Origin of the sequence: Candidatus Scalindua japonica (assembly GCF_002443295.1) — a bacterium.
Lineage (GTDB): Bacteria > Planctomycetota > Brocadiia > Brocadiales > Scalinduaceae > Scalindua > Scalindua japonica.
Window position 1 is genome coordinate 89,630 of sequence record NZ_BAOS01000013.1, and the last position, 22,005, is coordinate 111,634.

20 protein-coding genes are annotated in these 22,005 nt (G+C 39.7%); 7 read left to right on the forward strand and 13 right to left on the reverse strand.

From position 1 onward, the window contains the following. Positions 1–74 precede the first annotated feature (74 nt). From lipA to sthA, 12 genes are all read right to left on the reverse strand, one after another. Positions 75–965, reverse strand: coding sequence for a lipoyl synthase (gene lipA / locus SCALIN_RS07900; protein WP_096893969.1), 891 nt, complete (start codon positions 963–965; stop codon positions 75–77). Continuing rightward, positions 950–2,359 (reverse strand): aminomethyl-transferring glycine dehydrogenase subunit GcvPB, encoded by a 1,410-nt coding sequence (gcvPB, locus tag SCALIN_RS07905; RefSeq protein ID WP_096893970.1) that lies wholly within the window; start codon positions 2,357–2,359, stop codon positions 950–952. Before gcvPB ends, lipA begins: the two co-directional genes overlap by 16 nt. Further along, positions 2,343–3,632, reverse strand: coding sequence for an aminomethyl-transferring glycine dehydrogenase subunit GcvPA (gene gcvPA / locus SCALIN_RS07910; protein ID WP_096893971.1), 1,290 nt, complete (start codon positions 3,630–3,632; stop codon positions 2,343–2,345). The genes gcvPB and gcvPA overlap by 17 nt, the downstream gene beginning before the upstream one ends. Beyond that, positions 3,633–4,019, reverse strand: coding sequence for a glycine cleavage system protein GcvH (gene gcvH, locus SCALIN_RS07915; RefSeq protein WP_096893972.1), 387 nt, complete (start codon positions 4,017–4,019; stop codon positions 3,633–3,635). Positions 4,020–4,648: 629 nt separating this feature from the next. Continuing rightward, on the reverse strand, positions 4,649–4,987 hold the full coding sequence (locus SCALIN_RS07920; RefSeq protein ID WP_096893973.1) for a P-II family nitrogen regulator: 339 nt from the start codon (positions 4,985–4,987) through the stop codon (positions 4,649–4,651). A gap of 141 nt (positions 4,988–5,128) precedes the next feature. Then, a complete protein-coding gene (locus tag SCALIN_RS07925; protein ID WP_096893974.1) occupies positions 5,129–5,896 on the reverse strand; it encodes an enoyl-ACP reductase FabI in 768 nt (255 codons plus the stop codon). 351 nt (positions 5,897–6,247) lie between these two features. Continuing rightward, on the reverse strand, positions 6,248–7,885 hold the full coding sequence (locus SCALIN_RS07930; RefSeq protein ID WP_096893975.1) for a 2Fe-2S iron-sulfur cluster-binding protein: 1,638 nt from the start codon (positions 7,883–7,885) through the stop codon (positions 6,248–6,250). 84 nt (positions 7,886–7,969) lie between these two features. Continuing rightward, positions 7,970–9,385, reverse strand: a complete 1,416-nt coding sequence (locus tag SCALIN_RS07935) for an Rnf-Nqr domain containing protein (RefSeq protein WP_096893976.1) — start codon at positions 9,383–9,385, stop codon at positions 7,970–7,972. Then, entirely contained in the window at positions 9,382–10,092 is a 711-nt protein-coding gene (locus tag SCALIN_RS07940; RefSeq protein ID WP_096893977.1) for an RnfABCDGE type electron transport complex subunit G, read from the reverse strand. Before SCALIN_RS07940 ends, SCALIN_RS07935 begins: the two co-directional genes overlap by 4 nt. 35 nt (positions 10,093–10,127) lie before the next feature. Then, entirely contained in the window at positions 10,128–11,225 is a 1,098-nt protein-coding gene (locus tag SCALIN_RS07945) for an RnfABCDGE type electron transport complex subunit D (RefSeq protein WP_096893978.1), read from the reverse strand. A 143-nt stretch (positions 11,226–11,368) separates the two neighbouring features. Next, positions 11,369–12,379, reverse strand: a complete 1,011-nt coding sequence (locus tag SCALIN_RS07950) for a 4Fe-4S dicluster domain-containing protein (protein ID WP_096893979.1) — start codon at positions 12,377–12,379, stop codon at positions 11,369–11,371. Between the two features lie 84 nt (positions 12,380–12,463). Continuing rightward, positions 12,464–13,858, reverse strand: coding sequence for a Si-specific NAD(P)(+) transhydrogenase (gene sthA, locus SCALIN_RS07955; RefSeq protein ID WP_096893980.1), 1,395 nt, complete (start codon positions 13,856–13,858; stop codon positions 12,464–12,466). Positions 13,859–14,374: 516 nt separating this feature from the next. Between sthA and SCALIN_RS07960 the strand changes: the two genes are divergently transcribed. The 4 genes from SCALIN_RS07960 (at position 14,375) to SCALIN_RS07975 (ending at position 17,570) form a co-directional block, all read left to right on the forward strand. Then, positions 14,375–14,809 carry a hypothetical protein gene (locus SCALIN_RS07960; RefSeq protein ID WP_096893981.1) on the forward strand — a complete coding sequence of 145 codons (435 nt, stop codon included), beginning with the start codon at positions 14,375–14,377 and terminating at the stop codon, positions 14,807–14,809. A 262-nt stretch (positions 14,810–15,071) separates the two neighbouring features. Further along, complete coding sequence (locus tag SCALIN_RS07965) at positions 15,072–15,527, forward strand: universal stress protein (RefSeq protein WP_096893982.1); 456 nt, start codon at positions 15,072–15,074, stop codon at positions 15,525–15,527. Positions 15,528–15,798: 271 nt separating this feature from the next. Further along, positions 15,799–16,749 (forward strand): NAD(P)-dependent oxidoreductase, encoded by a 951-nt coding sequence (locus SCALIN_RS07970; protein ID WP_162532212.1) that lies wholly within the window; start codon positions 15,799–15,801, stop codon positions 16,747–16,749. A gap of 62 nt (positions 16,750–16,811) precedes the next feature. Further along, complete coding sequence (locus SCALIN_RS07975) at positions 16,812–17,570, forward strand: hypothetical protein (RefSeq protein WP_096893984.1); 759 nt, start codon at positions 16,812–16,814, stop codon at positions 17,568–17,570. A 21-nt stretch (positions 17,571–17,591) separates the two neighbouring features. On the opposite strand, the gene SCALIN_RS07980 is transcribed toward SCALIN_RS07975, so the two are convergent. After that, entirely contained in the window at positions 17,592–19,859 is a 2,268-nt protein-coding gene (locus tag SCALIN_RS07980) for a toll/interleukin-1 receptor domain-containing protein (protein ID WP_096893985.1), read from the reverse strand. Between the two features lie 333 nt (positions 19,860–20,192). Here SCALIN_RS07980 and SCALIN_RS07985 point away from each other — a divergent pair, with 333 nt between their 5' ends. From SCALIN_RS07985 to SCALIN_RS23860, 3 genes are read left to right on the forward strand one after another with little or no spacing between them, the layout of a single operon-like run. Continuing rightward, positions 20,193–21,134, forward strand: a complete 942-nt coding sequence (locus SCALIN_RS07985) for a PLP-dependent cysteine synthase family protein (RefSeq protein ID WP_096893986.1) — start codon at positions 20,193–20,195, stop codon at positions 21,132–21,134. A 2-nt stretch (positions 21,135–21,136) separates the two neighbouring features. Next, positions 21,137–21,847: a tetratricopeptide repeat protein gene (locus tag SCALIN_RS07990; protein ID WP_162532213.1), complete on the forward strand. Its 711-nt coding sequence runs from the start codon at positions 21,137–21,139 to the stop codon at positions 21,845–21,847. Between the two features lie 9 nt (positions 21,848–21,856). Beyond that, positions 21,857–22,003: a nitroreductase family protein gene (locus tag SCALIN_RS23860; protein ID WP_096893988.1), complete on the forward strand. Its 147-nt coding sequence runs from the start codon at positions 21,857–21,859 to the stop codon at positions 22,001–22,003. Positions 22,004–22,005: the final 2 nt, after the last annotated feature.

A 22,005-nucleotide genomic window follows, 5' to 3' on the forward strand; every position in this document is an offset into this window, starting at 1 on the left:
TGACAAAGTCGGACAGGAAGTTTGAAATGAGCTAAAGTTCTGTGAACGTTCTTGTTAACTTTAAGCACTTTAGTTTACTTATGGCACTTCAAACTTGTTTTGAGGCTATGCCGCGTTATCTCATTCGCGTGATAACTGCTCCTGACAAGTGGTCCGGAAAAAACATGTGAAAACCCCATCTCTAATGCTTCTTCTTTTAACTCATTAAATTCCCGGATAGTGTAATATTTTATTACTTCTGATAAATCTGTTCCCGGCTGAAGATACTGTCCGATAGTCAGGATTACAACGCCTGCTCTCCTTAAATCATGTAATGTTTCCAGGATCTGTTCCTTTGTTTCTCCCAGCCCAATCATTAAGCCGGATTTAATCAATGACAGGTAATTACCCGCATGTTCTAATACTTTTAGAGAAAGATTGTAACTCCCTCCTGGTCGTACACATGGAAAGAGGTCCCGTACTACCTCTATATTATGATTGAAGATGTATGGTTTTGAATCGAGGACACACTCCAATAGTTTTAAATCTCCTTTGAATTCAGGTGTCAGTATCTCAATCTGACACTCAGGTGAGAGCTTTCGAATCTCAATTACCGTATTATAGAAATGTTCTGCACCTGAATCATGAAGATCATCTCTTGTGACTGAGGTTATCACCGCGTAACTCAGACCAAGATTTTTAATAGCTTCTGCAATTTTTCGGGGCTCCTGTTTTTCCAACTCTTCCGGCCGACCGGTACGGATGTTACAATAGAAACATTTCCTGGTGCAGACATCACCCATTATCAGGAATGTCGCGGTACCTCTCCCATAGCACTCTGCAATATTCGGACATTTTGCTTCTTCACATACAGTGTTTATATTATTCTCTTTCAGAGTAGACTTTATTCGATTGTAGGTTATACCGGAAGGAATTCTCACTTTAAGCCAGTCCGGATGATGTCTACGTCTTATGTGGAATGCCATGTTAATTTGGGTTTCCTTGCAGCATGGACAGTATCGATCCTTCCAATTGGCGCCTTCAGTGGGGCCTTTGTCAGTTTCTCGGGATCGGATTCTGCCTCTTCTTTAATTACCTTCATTGCTTCTATAAATGCATCTAGATTCTCTTTTGACTCTGTTTCTGTAGGTTCAATCAACATGGCCCCTTTGATGATTAGTGGAAAATAGATAGTTGGCGGATGAAAACCAAAATCCATAAGACGTTTGGCAATGTCATTTGTTGTTACGCCGTCTGGCATCAAGCTGTCATCTATTACAAATTCATGCTGACATATACGGTCATAATGCAGATGATAGTGCTCCTTCAGTTTCTCCTTCATATAATTTGCGTTCAGTACAGCATTTTCAGCAATATTTCTTAAACCTGAAGCCCCGATAGACCTGATGTAAGAGTAAGCCCTGAGAAGAATTCCAAAATTTCCGTAAAAAGAGTGTACTTTTCCGATAGAATCTTTTGATTGTTCAAATCCCAGTTTTTCGTTCTTTTTAATAATCCTGGGATTCGGCAGAAACGGTTCCAGCTCTTTCTTGACACCAACAGGACCGGAACCTGGGCCTCCCCCGCCATGAGGTGTAGAAAATGTTTTATGCAGATTCAGATGTACTATGTCTATCCCGAAATCTCCCGGTTTGACTACTCCCAGCATTGGATTCATATTGGCGCCATCAAGGTAACACAGCCCTCCATAGTCATGAATTATTTTTGTAATTTTCAGAATATTTTCGTCAAATATTCCTAATGTATTCGGATTTGTTATCATAATACCCACAATATCTTTGCCCATATTTTGCCGCAGATCGTCAAGGTCAATCCCACCGCTTGAACTTGACTTTACATGAAGTGGCTCAAACCCGCACAGTGAAACAGAAGCTGGATTTGTACCATGGCAGGAGTCTGGAATTATGACCTTTGTACGCCTCTCACCTAACTTCTGAAACCATGCTTTCATTATCATTATTCCTGTTGATTCGCCGTGTGCTCCGGCAGCAGGTTGTGTTGAGAAGGCGTGCATTCCAGTAATCTCACAAAGGTACTGCTGTAACTGATGTATTATTTCCAGTGTTCCTTTATTGTGTTGTGACAAAGGGTGTATGTTAAATTCCGGGATTTTAGCTGCTACCTCATTTATTTTTGGATTATACTTCATGGTGCAGCTACCCAACGGATAGGGGCCGTTATCCACGCCAAAGTTATATTTAGAGAGATTTGTGTAATGTCTGATTATCTCTACTTCAGAGAGTTCAGGTATATTCAGATCGATCCTCTTTAAATTCTCCGGGATATTAGTTTGTATGTCTAATTCACTTATATTGAATGAACTACTTCCCTCTTTTGATTTTTCATTGAGTAATTTCATCTAAAACCCTGTCTATGTATTCTTTTGGTGTCATCTCCGTACAGCAAACCAGATAGCAATTTTCAAGATCCGGATAATATTTTTCTAAAGAGATACCAATTTCAATATGAGATATTTTTGACTGAATATCCTTACGGATCCTTACAACAAATTCGTTAAAAAAAGGCTTATCAAAAACCAGATCAACACCTTCAATCTGGTTTAATTTGTCTGCAAAGTAAATGGCCAGTTGATTATTTAACCTCGCAAGTTTGCCAAGATTCTTTCCATAAGTAACAAGGTATACCGATGCAGCAAGCATACAGAGTCCCTCGTTCGTGCAGATATTACTAGTTGCTTTCTCTCTCCTTATATGCTGCTCTCTTGTACAGAGAGTAAGCGCAAAGCCTCTTTTGCCATGTATATCAACGGTTTCTCCCGCAAGTCTCCCCGGAATCTGTCTTACATAATCCTGTTTAACAGCAATGATACCCAGTCCTGGCCCCCCAAAATTCATTGGATTGCCAAAAGATTGCCCTTCCGCAGTAACAATATCAACATCATATTCTGAGAATGGTTTCAGTATTGCCCAGCTTAAGGGCTCTGTCGTTGACGTAATGAGTAATATATCTTCAGCTTTTTTTCTGATCCCGTCAAGGTTTTCAATTAAGCCAAAGAAATTAGGGTTTTGGATTATTATCGCTGCAGATCCATCTGTTTTAAAATCAGAAGTTAAGCCATCTTTAATATCCACCTCTACAATTCTGATTTCACTAGCCCTGGCATATGTCTCCAGGACTTCACGATATAACGGGTTTAATGCATGTGATACAAGCACCTGTTTTTTCCCTTTTATCCTTGTCGAGAGTATCATTGACTCCGCAAGGCCGGTAGCGCCATCATACATAGAAGCATTGGAAACATCCATACCCGTCAACTCGCAGATCATACTCTGGTATTCAAATATGGCCTGGAGAGTTCCCTGACTAATTTCAGGTTGATAAGGGGTGTATGCAGTGCTGAATTCACCTCGCGATGTTACAGCGTTTACTGTTGACGGAATATAATGATTGTAATTGCCACCACCTAGAAAAGAGACATGTCTTCTATTTTTTTTTGAGATATTTTCCAGTTCACGTAAAAGTTCAAATTCTGACAACTGGTCGGGTATTCGTAATGGATTGCGAAGAATAAGACTATCCGGAATATCTTTGAACAGATCCATAACATCCTGAACGCCAATATCTTTTAACATTAATGCTCTATCATTATCTGTATTTGATATATAGTCCATTTATTCAATCCCTGTAAGGAACTTATTATACTCTTCAGCACTCATAAGCTTATCCAACTCAACTTTATCCTTTACTTTTAATTTTGCTATCCAGCCCCCTTCGAACGGCTCCTTATTAACAAGTTCAGGTGAACTCTCAAGGACATTATTAGTTTCCACTATCTCACCGTTTATGGGGCAGAAAACATCGCTTACGGATTTCACACTTTCAACAACACAGAGGTTACCGTTCTGCTCAATCTGTTTACCTGTCTCAGGTAATTCCACAAACACTACATCCGTAAGTTGCTCCTGGGCAAAGTCTGTAATCCCTATGGTTACAATATCACCGTCGATCTTAACCCATTCATGTTCTTTCGTGTATTTTCGGTCTATAGGATTTTCCATTATTACTCCTCTGCATGATCTTTAAAGTCGTGTACTTTTCAATAAGGCAATTCCATCTATCACGATTTAATCCTAAATAGTGTATAAAATCAAGATTTAAAAGTACAATACCGTTGCGATGGAGAGGTTTAAGAAAAAAACAGTGTTAAAAAGAAAAGGTGAAATAGAATTTATTTCTTACATGATAGGAAATTTGATAATGTATGTATTTTGATCGTCAAGAGATCAAGAGATAATTAAAAGAGATTATATCAGAATAGTTTTATTCCATATCAGCGTCATCCGGTTAGGTTTTTGCATATTGCAAATTAATGCTCCAAAACTGTCATTCCCGCATGCTTTAAGCGGGAATCCAGATTGAACGAGTCACATAGATACCCGATAAAGGAATTCCTGCCCGAATAGGTACAGGCGGGCGGGTATGACAAAAGCGGTATACGCAAAAACCTAACCGGATGCTTCTGATTTCAATATTTAAATATTTTTGTTAAGTGACTAATACTACTTTTTGAACCTGTTATCAAGTCCAATCCCTAATCTGCAATTTTGAGTTTATAGAAATAATCCAGTTTCTTTTGATTATATAGCGTTTTAAAACTAAAGAACCATATTTTTTCAAACAATTTTTCTTATACCGCAGTATCTCCCTGTTCACCAGTGCGGACTCGGTATGCGTTCATGACATCATAAACAAATATCTTTCCATCTCCAATACTGCCGGTCTGAGAAACTTCCATAATGGTCTGTACTGTTTTATCAAGATCTTCATCAGGAACAACAATTTCAATCTTGACCTTTGGTAGCAGATCAACATTGAACTTCTTTCCCTTCCACACTTCGCTTACTCCTTTCTGATGGCCATGTCCCTTTACTTCTGATACAGTTAAACACTCACATCCCGCTTCCTTGAGGGAATCCTGGGTCATGTTGAGTTTCTCCGGTCGAATAAATGCTTCAATTTTTTTCATAATTATTCTCCTCTCAATACAGTTAATAATTTAAACTCTGTCAAGCAGTTAACGGTCTAAAATCTTTTTATTGTTCCAGATGAAATTTAGTGTACTGCGATAAGGCGCGTCAGGAGCTTCCTTAATCCTGATCTATTCAACTTATACACCTACTGCATGGTATCCTGCGTCAACATGAAGAACTTCTCCGGTAATGCCACTTGCTAATTCACTGCATAAAAAAGCGGCGGTGCCACCGACTTCACTCGTCGTTATGTTTCGTTTCAAAGGGGCTTTGTCTTTCATGCCTTCATACATATCCGAAAAATTCTTCAGGCCCCTGGCAGCAAGAGTTCTCATCGGACCTGCAGAGATCGCATTGGCACGAATGTTTTTTGGACCTAAATCAACCGCTAAATAGCGAATACTTGATTCCAGCGCTGATTTGGCAACACCCATTACATCGTAATTCTTAACAGCTTTTTCTCCACCAATATATGAAAGAGCTATTATAGACCCTCCGCGTACTTCCATCAATGGCAATGCACTCCTTGATAACGCAACTAAAGAGTAACAGCTTATATCCAGAGCGAGCTTGAACCCATCACGTGATGTGTTGATAAAACCATTAGAGAGATCCTCTTCTTTTGCAAATGCTGGAGTATGTACCAATCCGTCCAGGGCATCAACTTTGTTGCCTAATCGTTCAATAAGTTTGTCGATATCTTCATCGGATGTGACATCACACTCCCCAACATCTATTGAGTCTAAAGGTTCGAAAAGCTTCCTGACTTCATTGCCAAACCTTTCATTTTGGTAGGTATATGCAACCTTTGCACCATGTTGCGCGAAAGATTGTGCTATTGCCCAACCAGTGCTGCGTTTGCCGGAAATATTGGCAATGAGAATTGTTTTGTCCTGAAGTAACATTATTCATGCTCCTATATATTGTCTCTATAAATCTTTGTTAGTAATATTTGAGCTGTTCTCAATAAGTTAAGGAATATTTTTTATTTTGACCACCCCATTTCCCTTCCTTCTCAATGAGAGGATTAAAGTCATCGGTACTATTTGTCCGGGGAAGAGGAGAGGTTCCTTAACTTATTGAGAACAGATAGTTGTAAGGTTAGATATGTTAATTGGAATAATAGATAAAATCAACTAATATTTCTAATTCTGTGAATATATTCTGGACGTCACAGATACTAATAATTTAGAGAACAGGCCTCTCTTTCGAGAGGACTCCAGTTCTGGAATCCTCTCGAAAGAGAGGCTTGTCGCCTATTCATATTCATTAAATAATTTATTCAGGCAGTATTCCTTATCTGATTGTTGTGATAAAATTTCCCTTATTTTATCTAAGAAAATGTAACTTTCATCGATCTTATCTCTCAGTATCAATTTAATGATCAGGATATTCGTCATTTTTTCTATATCTCTATCGGCATGGTGTAAACCGAGCTGTTTGAACATTTTTGAAATCAGAAGTTTCTGATATATTAAGTCGAGAGATGGAGTTAGAGTTCCAGTGAAATCATCGAATAATACATTATCCTTTTTCAATCCGATATTGCTGGCAGCAGAATCTATTACCGTTACCGTCATCGGGGCAGGACCGCACAGATAAAATGTTGTTTTAGGATCGTCGTGTTTTAGATAACTTGTTAACAATGGGCCTATAAAACCAACCTGGCCAAGCCACTTCTCTCCACTTTTGTCAATCATACCGTGTTTTATGATACTATTTTGGTGTTCTTCTGATATGCCTGAGAAACACTCCTTGTCAATATCATTTAATTCCGCCGGATTATCTCCCCTGAACGCACCGGACAACACAGGTATGAATTTAAAGTTATGATCTGTTTTATGTCGATGGAGCCACTTCAATATATAACGCATGGGAATATCCTGAAATCTTCTTTCACCCAGGAAGAAGTATACTTTCTCTTTACGCCCTTCTGCGAACCATTGGTCGAGAAGCGCTAATATAGGCGCAAGTCCTGCCCCTCCTGCCACAAAGACGGCTTTATGTTTCTCTTTTTTCAGGAAGAAATTGCCATAAGGGCCGGTAAACCTGACCTTCTCACCCGCCCATAAGTTCCAGATTGATTTCTCCTGGAAGTACTCTTTTACACAGCTTGGTCCCATGCAGGGTACCCCACCATTTTCTATCTGCAAACGTGGATTTATTGGCGCTACTCTTGTAATCAGCTTTATAATGTCAGACCTTATCGTCGCTATTGAATAAGCGCGATAGAGATCAATTCCGGGGGTAAAGGGCTTATACTCTTTGCCAGTCTCTTTGCAAAAACAGGCTATCTGCTCACCATACTTTTTGTAATGCTGCTCTACATAATCCTCCGGCAAACAAATTTGTATATACTGCCCTGGCTTAAAATTGAATTTTCGCAGTGGCCGCAAACTTATTTCACACTTATCGGACGTCAATTCTACTTTCTTGATTACACGGGCTGAATATTTCTTGACCTGTAAGGTAGACTTTGGCAAAAAAATGTCAATATCTTTGTCTACCCTTACCTGGCATGATAATCTGGTATATCCGTCACCTATTCCTTTCTCAAGAAATTGTCTTGTCTCTTCTCTTGATTTACGATCAAAAAGAGAGGTTTCTGTTGGTGAATATGTTCCCATATCGGTATATAACTTTATCTTGCATTGCCCGCATGTCGCGTTTCCGCCGCAACCTGATGGAATATTGTATCCTTTGTTCTGAAGGGTGTTAAGCAATTTGTCTCCACCCTCAATATTGAGTTTTTTTTCGAAATCGTCATCGCTGTGTATAACAAGCTTCCGTTTCTTACCTTTGCCAAAGTACTGGTAAGTAAGTTCGCTGAGCCCTGCCATGGCTAACATAATTATGATGATAATAACGATACTTAGTAATATAGATGTGATCATTTTATACCATTACAATTTCCCCAAAGAGGGTCATATATCACGGCCCAGTGTAAGCTAAACACCACATTGGGTATACAAAAAAGTTCAGAAAATTGCTATTGCACCTATACCGGTAAAGATTGCCGCCATTATCCCGAGAAGCAGTATGGCAACCGAGTCTTCATCCCATGTATTACAGGGCACAAAAAGTTTGTGACGCCTCAATAAAGCAAGCCATACGCATACCATTAACCAGTGAAGCCCAAAACCAAATGCGGTTACCGTTGTCGCCATAAAAGACAGGCCGGGAGGTATGGTAAACGTGGAACTGGCAAGAACAATGCAGTTGACGGTAATCAGCTCCAGGAATTGTCCCATTTGCTGGTATGTTTCTATTGCAAAACGCCTGAGGAGCACTCCCAGGATTTGTACAAATGTTGCAATGGTTACAATAAATACCGTTAGATAAAATATTCTTTCGAGCCGTATGGGGACCGGAGAAATTGAAGAGAGGTAATTACTGGCCCCTATTAATATTTTATTATAAACTAACCAGTTAAGGCTTGTGGACAGTGTCACTACGATAACTACCGCCAGCCCCATCTTCCACGCGGAGTCAACCTGCCTGGACTTATTAAGCAACGGACATATTCCCAGGAGCTTGCTGAGGACAATACCGTCAAAGAAAAGAGCACTCAGGAATATCGGAAGAAGAATTTGAAACTGATTGTTCAGGGAAGTAACCGCTTTTATATTTGTTATAAGGCTTACGATGAGAAGAACACCTAAGACAATGATTATGATGAGCTTTCCTGACATTTTAAATGCCGGCTTCTTTTCTCTCTCAGTAGTTTCAACCTCTGTTACCTCCTCTTTTTTCTCTAATACATTTTCCTGATATACAACACCCGTCTTGACAAACAGTGGCCTCAGCATAAAACGCCACAAAGCAAGGGCAAAGAAACCGCCTACCGGTGTTATCATTAATACTACAACGGGAAAACTTTCCGGGAGTATCCGGAAATTCAATAACGTTCCAAACCCGAGAGGCTCTCTCATCAGTGCGAGGAAAATGAGTGCTATAGAGTAGCCGAGACATGCCTTCAATATCTTCTTCTGCGCATCCCAGAATCCAAATGTCAATCCTTCGGCGATCACGGCAAGGACAATACAGTTTGTTGTAATTAGATCTATATATGCTTTTATGTTGAAGGCAATTCTGGGAATCGTTGCCTGGACGATCAGGTTAAATATTGTTACGAAAACAGATATAATGATCATCAAAAGGGTAATTTTATGATGAGTGCCGGTTGTGATAATGAGTTTCTTAAAAGGGTATACAAGGCAGAAGCTGAGACAGGTTACAAAAACTACACCAACTCCCATTGTGAGAGAGTTTTCCATTTTGTTTGTGACTGCCAGGGCAGAGCAGAAACCAAGACCTGCGGCTGCTGATATTATATAGTTATCTCGTAAAAAGAACTTAGATATTAACCTGATATATCTTGGCAGCATATTCATAAGCTTTTTGCCTCCATTTCCTGCCAGAAGGTTTTCATCGCTTCGTTAATGATTTTTTCCATCCCTTTGCTTGTATACGAAGCTCCCGTAATTGCATGTACCTCATTTGGGCCTACTGTTTTTCTTCCCCTGACCAGCAACAATCTGGGTCTCAGTTTTTTTCCGACAAATTGCTTTTTAAATTTGTTTTCCGTCATTCTTCCACCAAGGCCGGGTGTTTCCGTATGGTCTAAAACCTCTATTCCTTTAATAGTTTCCAAATCAGGTCCGACACAGATAAAAAGAGAAATATCTGCAGCTTTGTTGAAACCATAACCAAGTTTTGTAGTAATAAATCCTACACCCTCCAGACTTCCTTCCTTGTAATAGAGGAACAATTCTTTTCCTTTTTTATACATTTTCAGCGGATCAGCTGATTGTTTCGGAGAATGAATATCTGATGTGTTTTTTCTGCTAATATTCTCACTGAAAACCTTTCGTACATCCTCTTTATCAATCTTCATCTGTTTAATACCAAAAAATTGCTTCTCTTTTGAATGATAGGGAATAGCAAAAATGTCAAGGACTGATCTTTTAAGTTTAATTTCATGGTATTCGGCTATCTTTTCTGATGTTACGAAATACAGTGACAACAAAATGGCACAAGGTATAGCGGTAATAAGAGTAATAGAAAAAACTCTGATTAATATTATTTTAAACTCATTCATTTTATTATAACGTTAACTCACTTCAAATTTATTAATTATCTGTATTTTATCTTCAGTATCAGGGATTGAATTGGAATTCCTATGAGATTCATAAGTAGTATTGCATACATTATACCTTCCGGTATTGGTGTAAAACTCCTGATTACAACCGTAACAATACCGCAACCTATACCGAAAATCCATTTACCGACCTGACTGTATGTAGTTGTAATCGGGTCTGTTGCCATAAAGAAAGCAGCGAATATAAGACCTCCGCTCAGTAGCTGAAAAATGGGAGGAGCTACGGTTTTTCCGACAACAAGAGATAAAACCGCAGAAAAGATAAATACGCTTCCTAAATACGCAACAGGAATTCTCCAGTTTGCAATCCTTTTAAAACATAACCATACTCCCATTATAATTATGGATATCCTGCATGTTTCTCCAAGGGAGCCGGTATTTGAACCAAACATAAAAGAAAAGTATGATGCGGTTTCACCTGTCTCTTTATAAGCCATCAAGGGCGTTGCATGTGTTACCGCGTCAACTCCGTGAATTAAAGAATGCAAAGCATGCGTCCCTGTAAATGGTTCCTGCCATCCAATAACTACTAATGATGGAAAGCATATTGTTAACAACAGGCGACCTAGCAGTGCAGGGTTGACAAGATTATGACCAACCCCACCAAGTATATTCCTGAACAGTATGCTTAACGCCGCCCCTACTCCGATCAGCCAGAGAGGCGCCTGTGGCGGTAATAAAGCGGGGATAAAGAAGCAGGTTACAAACCCACCTTCACTGATTCTCTCTTCTCTGGCCAGAATTACCCATACCACGTCTACTACAAACACCCCAATCACTATCGATACAATGAGCTTTGGAACAACACATAAAAATCCATAAAAGTATATTGCAGGCACAATCCATCCAAAAAAAAGTGCTACAAGAACACCGCCCATGTACTGTTTGGCATCCAAACTACTCCGAATGAACGGAGGAGCCTTGGCTGTGTCTTTTGTGCTTCTGATTAAACCATCACACGCCTCAAAAAGTGCACCGAACAGGAAATTGACCTTCGGGCTTGATTGGACAAAATTTTCTGTGTTGTTTAACTTTTTATTTAATAATGTTTCAATACTCTTAATAATTTTCATTTGTTATTTACCCTTAAGGGCAATTTGAAGTATAGTCTTTCACTCTTGACAACACAACGACTCAGCTCAGTATGAGATCTCCAGGTATTCAATGTAACATCATCATGAGCGGAGTTGAATGTGGTTCTTACCAGGATAGCTGCCTAGCATGCAGACTTACATTCCTTAATAATATGGAGCAGTTCCAATTTTGAAGGACATATAAAACTACATAGCCCGCATTCTATACATTTCTCCAATGCATAATTACGTGCCTTATGTTTTTCACCTCGTGAATAACTGTGCCAGTAGAGAGCTGGCTCAAGATCAACGGGACAAATATTATCACAAAAATTACAGTATACACAGCGTCTCAACTCTCCCATCAGGCTTGTCGTAAAGTGCAGTTCTTTGCTCTTCATGAAATGTAATGGTGTTTTATAGTCTCTCTCCTCCATTACTACAATACTCTTTACGAACCAGTCAATCGATTGAGTCAGGTCCTCGACCTCAATTCCGTTCAGTGGTCCATCAAAAAAGACGCGATATTTGATATCGGTCCTGATATATTTTTTTAAAACAGTTTCAACTGGAGTACCTGTTTTTACCTTGAGTATCCTGTTTTCAATTAAACCGGTTCCTGAGACAGGTATAAGACGTACGGTATTATCTTTTTTCAGTATATAGTGTTCATAAATACCAATAAGTGATTGTGGTTCTAATAAAAGGACTCCATGTTCAATGGTATTCTCGCCAAAAGAGGTCTTCAATCCAAGTACATTCTTTATCATCAGCACAGGTGCATCATAAGGATATATGGGTTTCATGCTATATGTATGCAGCCACTCTCTCTTTTTTCCGTACCGTATCAAATCATTAATAAGATCATCTTCACCACGGTCAACGACTATACGGCACTCTGAATCAGGAAAGTATACTGATCTTACTTTCTCCAGTTTTTGTAAAAAATTTGTCGTATTGCCTTTAATGACAGTCCAATGAGGAAGTGCCCATGGTTCAGAGGGACATAAATTTATTATAATGTGTTCAACTTTTTTCTCTGGGAAGGTGAAGCGGAATTCTTCTGTCTGCCCGCTATATCTTACCGATACAATGTCTTCTGAAAATTCAGTTGGATATGCCTTTATCAGATCAAAACCTTTTTTGTATAGCATTTAAGTTAACCTTTTAATCACGAATAACTTGAATCTTCATTATATCTTTATTATTTATCAATTTCAAATTTATGTTAATTTAGTTTACACGTCGTTCATTCGGTTCAGACCGGAAAGAGCGGCATACTTGTAGGTTTCCGCGAGAGTTGGATGGTTAAAGACGTTATCAATGAAATAATCAATTGTTCCACCAAACTCGATTACGGCCTGTCCAAGATGCACCAATTCAGTCGCGTTTTCTCCAATTACGTGTACCGCCAATAGTTTCTTGCTTTCCTGATGGAAGATAAGTTTCAACATACCGTCTAATGCCCCCATAATTACACCTCTGGAGGATTCTTTGAAAAACGATTTGCCTATGCTGTATGGTATGTGTTCAGCAGACAATTGCTCTTCTGTTGGGCCAACAAATGAAATTTCCGGAATGGTATATATACCTACCGGAAAGTGTGCCGACATTGGAGGCACTTTTTTCCGGAACGCATGAGTCCCGGCAATACGTCCCTGTTCAAAGGAAGTTGAGGCGAGTTGTGGGTGTCCTACCACGTCTCCCGCGGCATAAATGCGTTTATTAGAGGTTTGATAAAAATCATTCACCACTATCATGCCTCTTTCATCTACATCGACCTTCACCTTGTTTAACCCTAAATCACCAGTGGCAACAACTCTATGGGTGCAAAACAGAGCCATCTGACTTAGTATAGACTTGCCGGAGTCTAATCTAATCTCGACATGATCATCTTTGGTTTTCCTGATGGAAGCGACAGAGTCATTTAAGAAAAACTGAGTATTGCGGACATCCAGTTGGGATATCAGATTAGTGCGTATATCTCTATCCACAAAAGCAAGAATCTCTGGTCGTTTTTCCACTACATTGATTCTTATTCCCAGGATAGAAAATATACTGCAGAATTCCATCCCGATAATGCCGCCCCCGACAATGGTGATAGATGCAGGCAATTCCTTTATGCTCAGAACATTGTCAGTATAAAAGATACTCCTTCCGTCAAAGGGAACATTCTCAGGGAGAAATGGTGCTGTGCCTGAACAGATAACGGAAAACTTTGTTCTTACTTCCCGAAGTAACTTTCCAGAATTATCAAATATATTGATGGTGTTTCCATTCTTAAATTTTCCGTATCCCGGTAATATTTCTATACCGTTTCTTCTGAGCTGCTCTTCTATAACTTCCGTTTCGTGCCTGATCACCCAATTTACACGTTTTACCAGGTCAGCCATCTTTAGACAGTCTTTAAAGGCAGTACCGACAAAACGCAGACGATAATTTGTGAGTTGAATGGCCGCTTCTCTGAGGGTTTTTGAAGGCATCGTTCCTGTATTGGTACAAACGCCTCCCAGAAAGCGCGGTTCAATAATCGCTACTTTCTTCTTTAACTTAGCGACCGCAAGCGCCGCCTTCTGGCCGGCAGGTCCACACCCAAGTACCAGAAGATCATACTCGTAATCAGATTCAGGCATTTGATCACCACCAATCCAAGACCTTTTCTTCTGCTTAACTTGTACAGACTTTTCGTTTAAGAATTTGAAACCTGCAAGTATTAAGAATGAGAGGTATTAAGGTAATAAAAAGTTATTTCAGACATCATAATATACACAAATAAATAGACAAACAACATTTAAATAACAACCATAAACAACCACATAGATGACTATTAAAGAATACACTTGCAACTGATCAAGTATTTTATAAAATCCGTTATTATAATCAAAATATATAATAACTTATTGCATTTGCAAGAGATATCTATGAACTAGTATCTGGAGCTATCATTGACGTCCATCCTGCTGTAATCGGTGGACAGGTTGGTGGGGGCTTTTTTAAGCTCATGCAGTCCATGGGCATTGATAATCCAATATTCCAATTTGAAGAGAATACATAGCAGTGCTGCTTGAGGATACACCTCGTATCTCAAGAACCTGGACAGATCGCTAAGAGTTGGAACCAATCATATTTTTCTATCCCGGAGATAATGAATGAACAAATACTTATCAGTTAACATACTTAGCATATTCTTCATAATAATCATCTCAGCAACTGTTTCATGCGCAGATGATATTTCTGCTATCGCTGAAGATGGCAGAGGTGTCATCCTCCACGATGATGGGACCTGGGAGTTTGGTGATCTTACAAAACCTGTCGAAGTGAAAAGCGAAGAACAGGCGAAGGAGTTAGTTAAAAACCTGCCATGTTCAAGAGGTGGCACCGTAGACCAATATCTAATTAAAAAAGCTGAAACCCTATCAGTAGATGATTTGGGTTGGCAGGTGTATGCAATAGAAGACGGTTTTGAAGTGGAACGGTTATTATTGACCAGGAAGAAGATAGAGTCCAAATATAGATGGCATGTTTATAAATCCGGAAAATTAAAGCCTCTCAATAATAAGGCAATCGGAATTACCAAGGAGTAGATTAAGAATCGTGTTAAAGACTTTTATTCAATTCTGGCAGACTTAAAAACTTTATTACTACTTCTCCATAAAAGAGTAGTCTAACTTTCCGGTTAATACTATAATAGATACATCAAGGGATTTGTTTGTAAACCATTATCCACCGTCATGTTCGGATAGCAGCCATAAGGTGTAAAACAAATTGCTTCTTCACAGGTAATAATAACATTGGCTGAAAAAGTCATAAGATTACGTGCTTGCCATGAATGATAGGAGACGAAAAATGAAAATGTTAGTTGCAGTTGATTTATCTGGTGCGTCCCAGAAAATCTTGCAGTATGTAAAGACTCTTGCTTCGGATCTATCTGCAAAGGTATGGGTAGTCTATGCTGAAAAACCCGAATCGGGTTTTGTGGGTTTCGGAACGGGTCGTCCGCAATCAGTATCAGACCAGGTTGCTCAAGATTTTAATAAAAAGTGTGAAGAACTACAGAACGAGGTAGAAAAACTGCGAGCTATCGGAATAGATGCAGAGCCACTGCTTGCTCAAGGAGTTGCCGTTGAAGTTATACTTGATGAGGCGAGCAAGTTGAATGCAGATTTGATTGTTGTCGGTTCTCATGGTCACGGTGCCGTATACCATTTGATGGTTGGCAGTGTCAGCGAGGGCGTATTACATAGATCTACCTGTCCGGTACTTGTCGTACCTACTCATGACCGCACAGAACAGAAGAAATAATGAGGCAACAACAAGGCTTCTGAAATAAGGTCTATACTATGATTAAGGCAAGAGAGAAGTCTTCAATTATACTTTATAGCCGGATATCATTGACTCTTAAGTTGTTTTTTATCATACCATTATGATGTAAAGTAATATTACCACTATTTACCCGAAAAATTACTTTTGTTTAATATTTATCATAACAGTAAACTACTATAGTTAAATTATTCTGATTACATTGATGCCAAAAACAGCAAAGATATTGTTATGCTCAGAAGATGACGGTTTAATGGTCAAGACCATTAAATCAGTGCTCAGTAATGAAGGCTTTACGGAAAACATTGTTCTTGTTCGAGACCAACATGATGTAGACACTATATCTAAAGAGATAGTGGATGCGGATGTTGTGTATCCGGACAAAGCTATGATTACCAGAGAAATGATAATGAGCGCGGAGAAAGTAAGGTTATTTCAGTACGGGACAGGATACGACACGATAGATCTTGAGTCGGCTGGAGAGAAAAATGTACCTGTCTGCAATATGCCCGGCATTACTGCCCAATCAGTCGCGGAGCACGCAATGTACCTGATATTAGCATTAGCAAAGAATGACAGGGAATATTGTCTGGAAATGAGGGAAGGCCGATGGAATAGAGGTGTTGGTACTGAACTTGCGGGGAAAACCCTTGGCCTAATCGGGTTTGGTAATATCGGCAGGATACATGCGAGAACCGCCTGGGGATTTGGAATGAATATAATCGCATGCAGGAACAATAAGAAGCAAGGGAATGAAGGTGTTGACTTTGTAGATGTTGTTGATTTTAATTATTTATTGGAAAAATCTGATATTGTTTCCATACTCCTTCCCTTAATAAAACATGGTAGTTGTAAGACTGAAGGAATGATCGGAGAAAATGAATTAGCAAAAATTGGTGATACCGGACTCGGATGGTTAATAAATACATCCAGGGGCGCCATAATCAAGGAGGATGAGTTAATAGCGTCATTAGAAAGCGGTATAGTGAAAAAGGCAGCTCTGGATGTGTATGAAACAGAACCTCTTCCGGAACATAGTAAATTGAGAAAACTTTCAAATGTGTTCCTGACCCCTCACATAGCGGGTGACACAAAGGAAGCCCTGATCAGGAGATATACTCTGATTGCCGAAAATACAATAAAAGTCATGAATAATGAGAGACCACAATATATTGTAAAAGAGCTGAAATCTTTTTTTATCTGATCAGACCTATACCATCCTAACGTAATTCAAATACCCACACATACACGCATGAAAAGGAACTGATGGATAATACATTTAAATATTTTTTTGCTCTTCTGCTAATAGCGGTTCTCTTTGCGGGATGTAAAACCGGTGAAGAACCCGTTTCAGAACTTCCTGAATTTTATTCCTGGGATGAGATAACAAAAGAAGACAAAGAAGATACTGGTTATGGGGTATACACATATGTGCTGTTTGGGAGGAGAGTAGACAACCCTGGCGCTCTTGACCCGGAAACCCGTGAACGTTACCTAAGTCTCCTAAACTCAGTAATCGGCTCTGCAGATTACGGTGGAAAGGACGGCACAAGAAGGATGAAGAAGGGACTGTCTAATGTTTTCTATCTGCCGGCAAAGATTTACTTTAAGGCAACCGGTCTGAAACCAAAAGCACAATATTATGCCAGGGAGATTTATGACTCAAACCTTTCAACGTACCTTTTGGCAACATTGCGTAAAGCAACAGAAAACACAGAAATTCGGCAACAGTTCACTACTGGTCCAGGTCCTTTTCTCATATCGACACTACAACCGATTGGTCAATATCATGGTAAAGAATTTTCCCGCAATTCCGTTAATAATCAGAAAACCACGTCCGTCATGCTTTATGCAAACCTTTCCAAAACGAATCCTGATAACATGAAAGAGATTGTCTCTACCTACAAGAGGTATATCAAGGAAGCCAAAGACGATGCAGAAAAATTAAAGCCACTGCAATTATCACTTGTTGATTTGGTCCAGAATGCGAATGAAAACCTTCAATCTGTTAAGATAAGATTGTAATAATATTCGAATCAACAACCCTTAGCCTTCAGCTTCCTTTTTTTGCCTGATCTCCAGTTTTTCCAGTAAAAACAGAATCTCGGCAGCATCGATATAGTCCAAATCCGGATCTGAGGCCAACCCCTTTTCACGAGAACCTGTAAGGATGGACTGCAGCTTTGAGATCAACAGCTTACCCTGTACCGGTATTTTTGGATCTTTTGCCACTTCGTCCAGGTGTTTTTTCACCTCCTCTGTTGGTTGTTGTAACATCGCATCATCAAACAGGGTACATAATCTTGCACCCGGGTTCTGGTCCTCCCCGCCATCACGACGGAACGCAAGATATAATTGGATTGCCTGTTCACGTGCCTGTGCCGCTGCATCCTGGTTACCATCAGCAAGTTCAATATCACGCAGTTTATCCCATGCCCTCCATGGTTCAACACTATGGCCATATGGTTTAAAGCACTCAATAGCTCGCTGGATTTCCTGCCTGGCTTCTTTGTATCGTTTAAGTGCAATCAATGTAATGGATAGATTTCCTCGAACACGCCCCTCATCTGCCTTGTTATTAATCTCTACATATTTCTCTGCAGATCGTTGTAAAAAAGTTACCGCTTCATCTGATCGGCCCATTTTCGAATAATGACTTCCGAGTCTCCCCAGGTTCTTGGCCTGATCCAGCAGATTATTCTGTTGTTCAGAAATGGCAAGAGATTTTTGAAAAGCCTGCTCCGCTTCTTCAAATTGACCGATTTCCTCATGTACGGCACCCATCTGCTGATAAGTAACTGCAACCATATTCATATCACCAAGATCCTCAAATATTTCACGTGCCTCATCATGAGACTTAATCGCATCTTCATATCGTTCCTGAGATAACCGTACTGTACCAAGCTGACCTTTTCCTATTGCTGCATGTTTTTTACTATTGAATTTTCCCGCTATACGTATGCACTCTTCAAAGGCGGCAGCTGATTCATCTAAACGACTTAGATCCAGGAGGCACTCTCCTTTTTTGGCAAGTGAGGCAGATACCAATATCCCGGCAGCATCAGAATTTTTTCGCTCAGCGATCTGCTCAAAGCGTTTGATCGCTTCATTAATTGCTTGAAGCGCGTTTTCAGAAGCCCCTCCAATTCTGAGCACCCGTCCAAGCAGCGCATAAGCTTCTGCCGTATCGTGGTCTGCACCATCATAACTTTGATCACCGGCTTTTAAGCACTTGTCCAGCATTACCTGCGAAACGCTTAGAGCCTGTGGGAGGTTACCTGCCTCCAGGTATTTTTCAACCTGCACTCTTAATGTTTCAAATCTTGATGGATTCCATTCTGAAGACTTTCTCTTCTCCTCTTCCTGAATCGTTTTGACTTTTTCGAGGATATCCGGTTTGTCCAGATGCGCGATTAATTGTTCAAGCAATGTAGCCCTGTCCAGAGTTACTTCAGGCACTTCCTGCTCCTGGACATATTCCAGGGATTTTGTCAAATTAGGCAGTTCCATCAGTGTTAGTTCATCCGCAAGTTTTGAATCCTCTGATTGTTGCTTATACAGAAATTCACTCAATTGACGTAAACACTCTGACCATCTCCCCCTGCTTTTATCGAGTACTGTTTCATCCAATTCACTCAGGAGAAAAGGGCACAGAGATGGATGAAAGTGCAGAAAACCATAAGGCATTGGTTTTGCGAGATTCATTTCAAGTAATTCGCTAACCAGTAAATCCCTTTCAGTATCGCTCAGTTTTAAAACGTTTGCTATATTTGAAATACTACCACCCCCCTGAAACACACCCAGAGGCTTAATTTTTTCACGAATACCAGGTGACAGTCGCTTCAGAGTATTTTCTATACCGGCAAATAGAGTGCTTTCGCGTTTATCAGTCAGACTTTTATTAAACAGAGCAACTATTTGAGAAATAGTTGCATTTATACCACCAGGACCAATCTGGATCTGTGTTCCAAATGGTTCATTTCCAAAATGCTTATTTAACTCTGCAGACTGAACACCTGCCAACAATAATGGAATTACCTTATAATCATCTCCTTGTTTACCGTTTACTTCCAGTGCGTACTTAGTTTCTTTCAAGACCTGAGGAGAATTTATCGTGTCCGGCCCAATCACCGCAATAAATGCGCCTGCCTGTTCAATTGCTTTTTTTGTGTCAGGGTTCAATTCATCAGAAGACGTCTCTTCATGTGGAACAACATCGCTTTTCAGCCCCTGGTCTTCAATACCTTTACGCAGGGTTATTAAAAGCTCGTTATATTTCGCACCGTGTGAAATAAAGATATGATTGTTTTTCATAATGCCTCTCTAAATATTAAATTAATAATTTATGTATAGATTTCAAATATATTACGAGAAAGTATAATAATGTATGACTTTGAAATCAATATACAAAACGCCTGAGTACATAAATATTCGTGGAATATTCTTGGAATAAGTGCAGATTCTTTATTAAAATAAAATATTTTCAACATCTTATTCACTTGAAATAGTATCTTTAATTGACATATCCACAATCATTACTATAATGAACGATTGCAAATTTCCAGGATCCAAAGTGTTTAAGCTGGCTTGCAGTAAGCACTAAGGGATGGAGAAAAAATATTTACTACAATAGAGAAAACGTAAAAGATGAGTGGTAAGATCGAAAGCCAGGATATCGATGAGAAGATAAAGAATACTGTCTTGAGGTATGTCGGAAATACTCCTCTGGTAAGGGTTAGTACTTCTCACGATATACCTGATAAAGTAGAAATATACGCTAAGCTGGAATATCTCAATCCGGGAGGGTCTGTAAAAGACCGCCCTGTCTTGTGGATGATAAAAGATGCGATAAAGACCGGAAAACTTACTCATAACAAGGTAATTCTGGATTCTACATCAGGTAATGCGGGAATAGCATACGCAATGATAGGATCCGCATTGGGCTATGAAGTGGATCTGGTTATACCGGGAAATGCCAGTAAAGAGAGAATGCAGACTATCAGGGCTTACGGAGCAACAATTATCTCAACTGACCCTATGAAGGGATATGATGAAGCGATAAGAAGAGCACATGAGATCTTTGCAGATAATCCGGATAAATATTATATGCCGGACCAGTACGCTAACGAATGTAATCCAATTGCCCATTATGAAACAACAGGAAAAGAGATCCTGGAACAGACTGAAGGCAGGATCACACACTTTATTTGCGGAGTTGGCACAGGCGGCACTGTGATGGGTGTCGGCAGAAGATTGAAGGAATATAACCCGGACATAAAAGTTTATGTAATCCAACCTGAGGACTTCCCCGGAATTGAGGGGCTTAAACCCATGGGTGAGGAGTATATTAAACCAAAGATTTACCATGATGACTTTATAGAAGACCATAGGTTTCATGTAACCTCAGAGGAAGCGAAGGATACATGTAGCATTTTGGCCAAAGAACTGGCACTCTTTGTCGGTCAGTCGTCCGGTGCTTTTATGAAAGGTGCGTTAGAATTGGCATGGAAAATAGATGAAGGGGTAATCGTCACCCTTTTTCCTGATACCGGTAGCAGATATTTCAGCACACAATTATGGGAAGAATAAATATGAAAAGAAATTTAATTACACTTTTTGGCATTTTAATGTTATCGCTTATGTTTATTACAATGAATTCCGGCTGCAGCGGCAAATTGAGAGACGCTGAAGAACACTACGATATAGGCACACTGCATTGGAAACAGGGAAGGATCGATGATGCTATTGAAGAGTATCAGAGGGCAATAACCGTTTTTCCTAATTTTGAAAAAGCGCATTTTAATCTTGGCTGTGTATATACCCAGAAAGGGGAATTTGATCTTGCAATTGAGTCATTCAAGAAAGGGCTGCAAATCAAACCCGATTGGTTAGAGGCACATACAAACCTTGGCGCCGCATACGAAACAAATAATATGTTTAATGAGGCGATGGAAGAGTACAAGAAGGCGTTAGGGCTTAATCCCGGAATACCGGAATCACATGTAAATCTTGGCAATCTCTATTTCAAGATGGAAAAGTTTGATGATGCCATTGCTGAATATAATATGGCTACTAAACTCGAACCCGGCTTTGCAGAGGCATACAATAATGTAGGCTATGTATATCTCAAACAGGGGAAATACAGTCTGGCAATTAACCATCTGATGAAAGCGGTTGAACTGAAACCCGGGTATGTAAGCGCGCGTAATAATCTCGGCCAGGCATATATAAAAGTAGGACTGCGTGAAAAAGCAATGGAACAGTATGATGCCGTTAATAAACTCACCAGTAAGAATAAGTAAAGATTTAAAATGGCTATTTATGAGTCTGCTATAAATAGACGTACCATCAGGCGATTTAAACAAAAACCCATTCCGTTAGAAAACTTGAAAAATCTTGTTAACGCTGGAAGGCTGGCACTCTCCAGCACCAAAATGCAACCCATCGAATATATATAGTT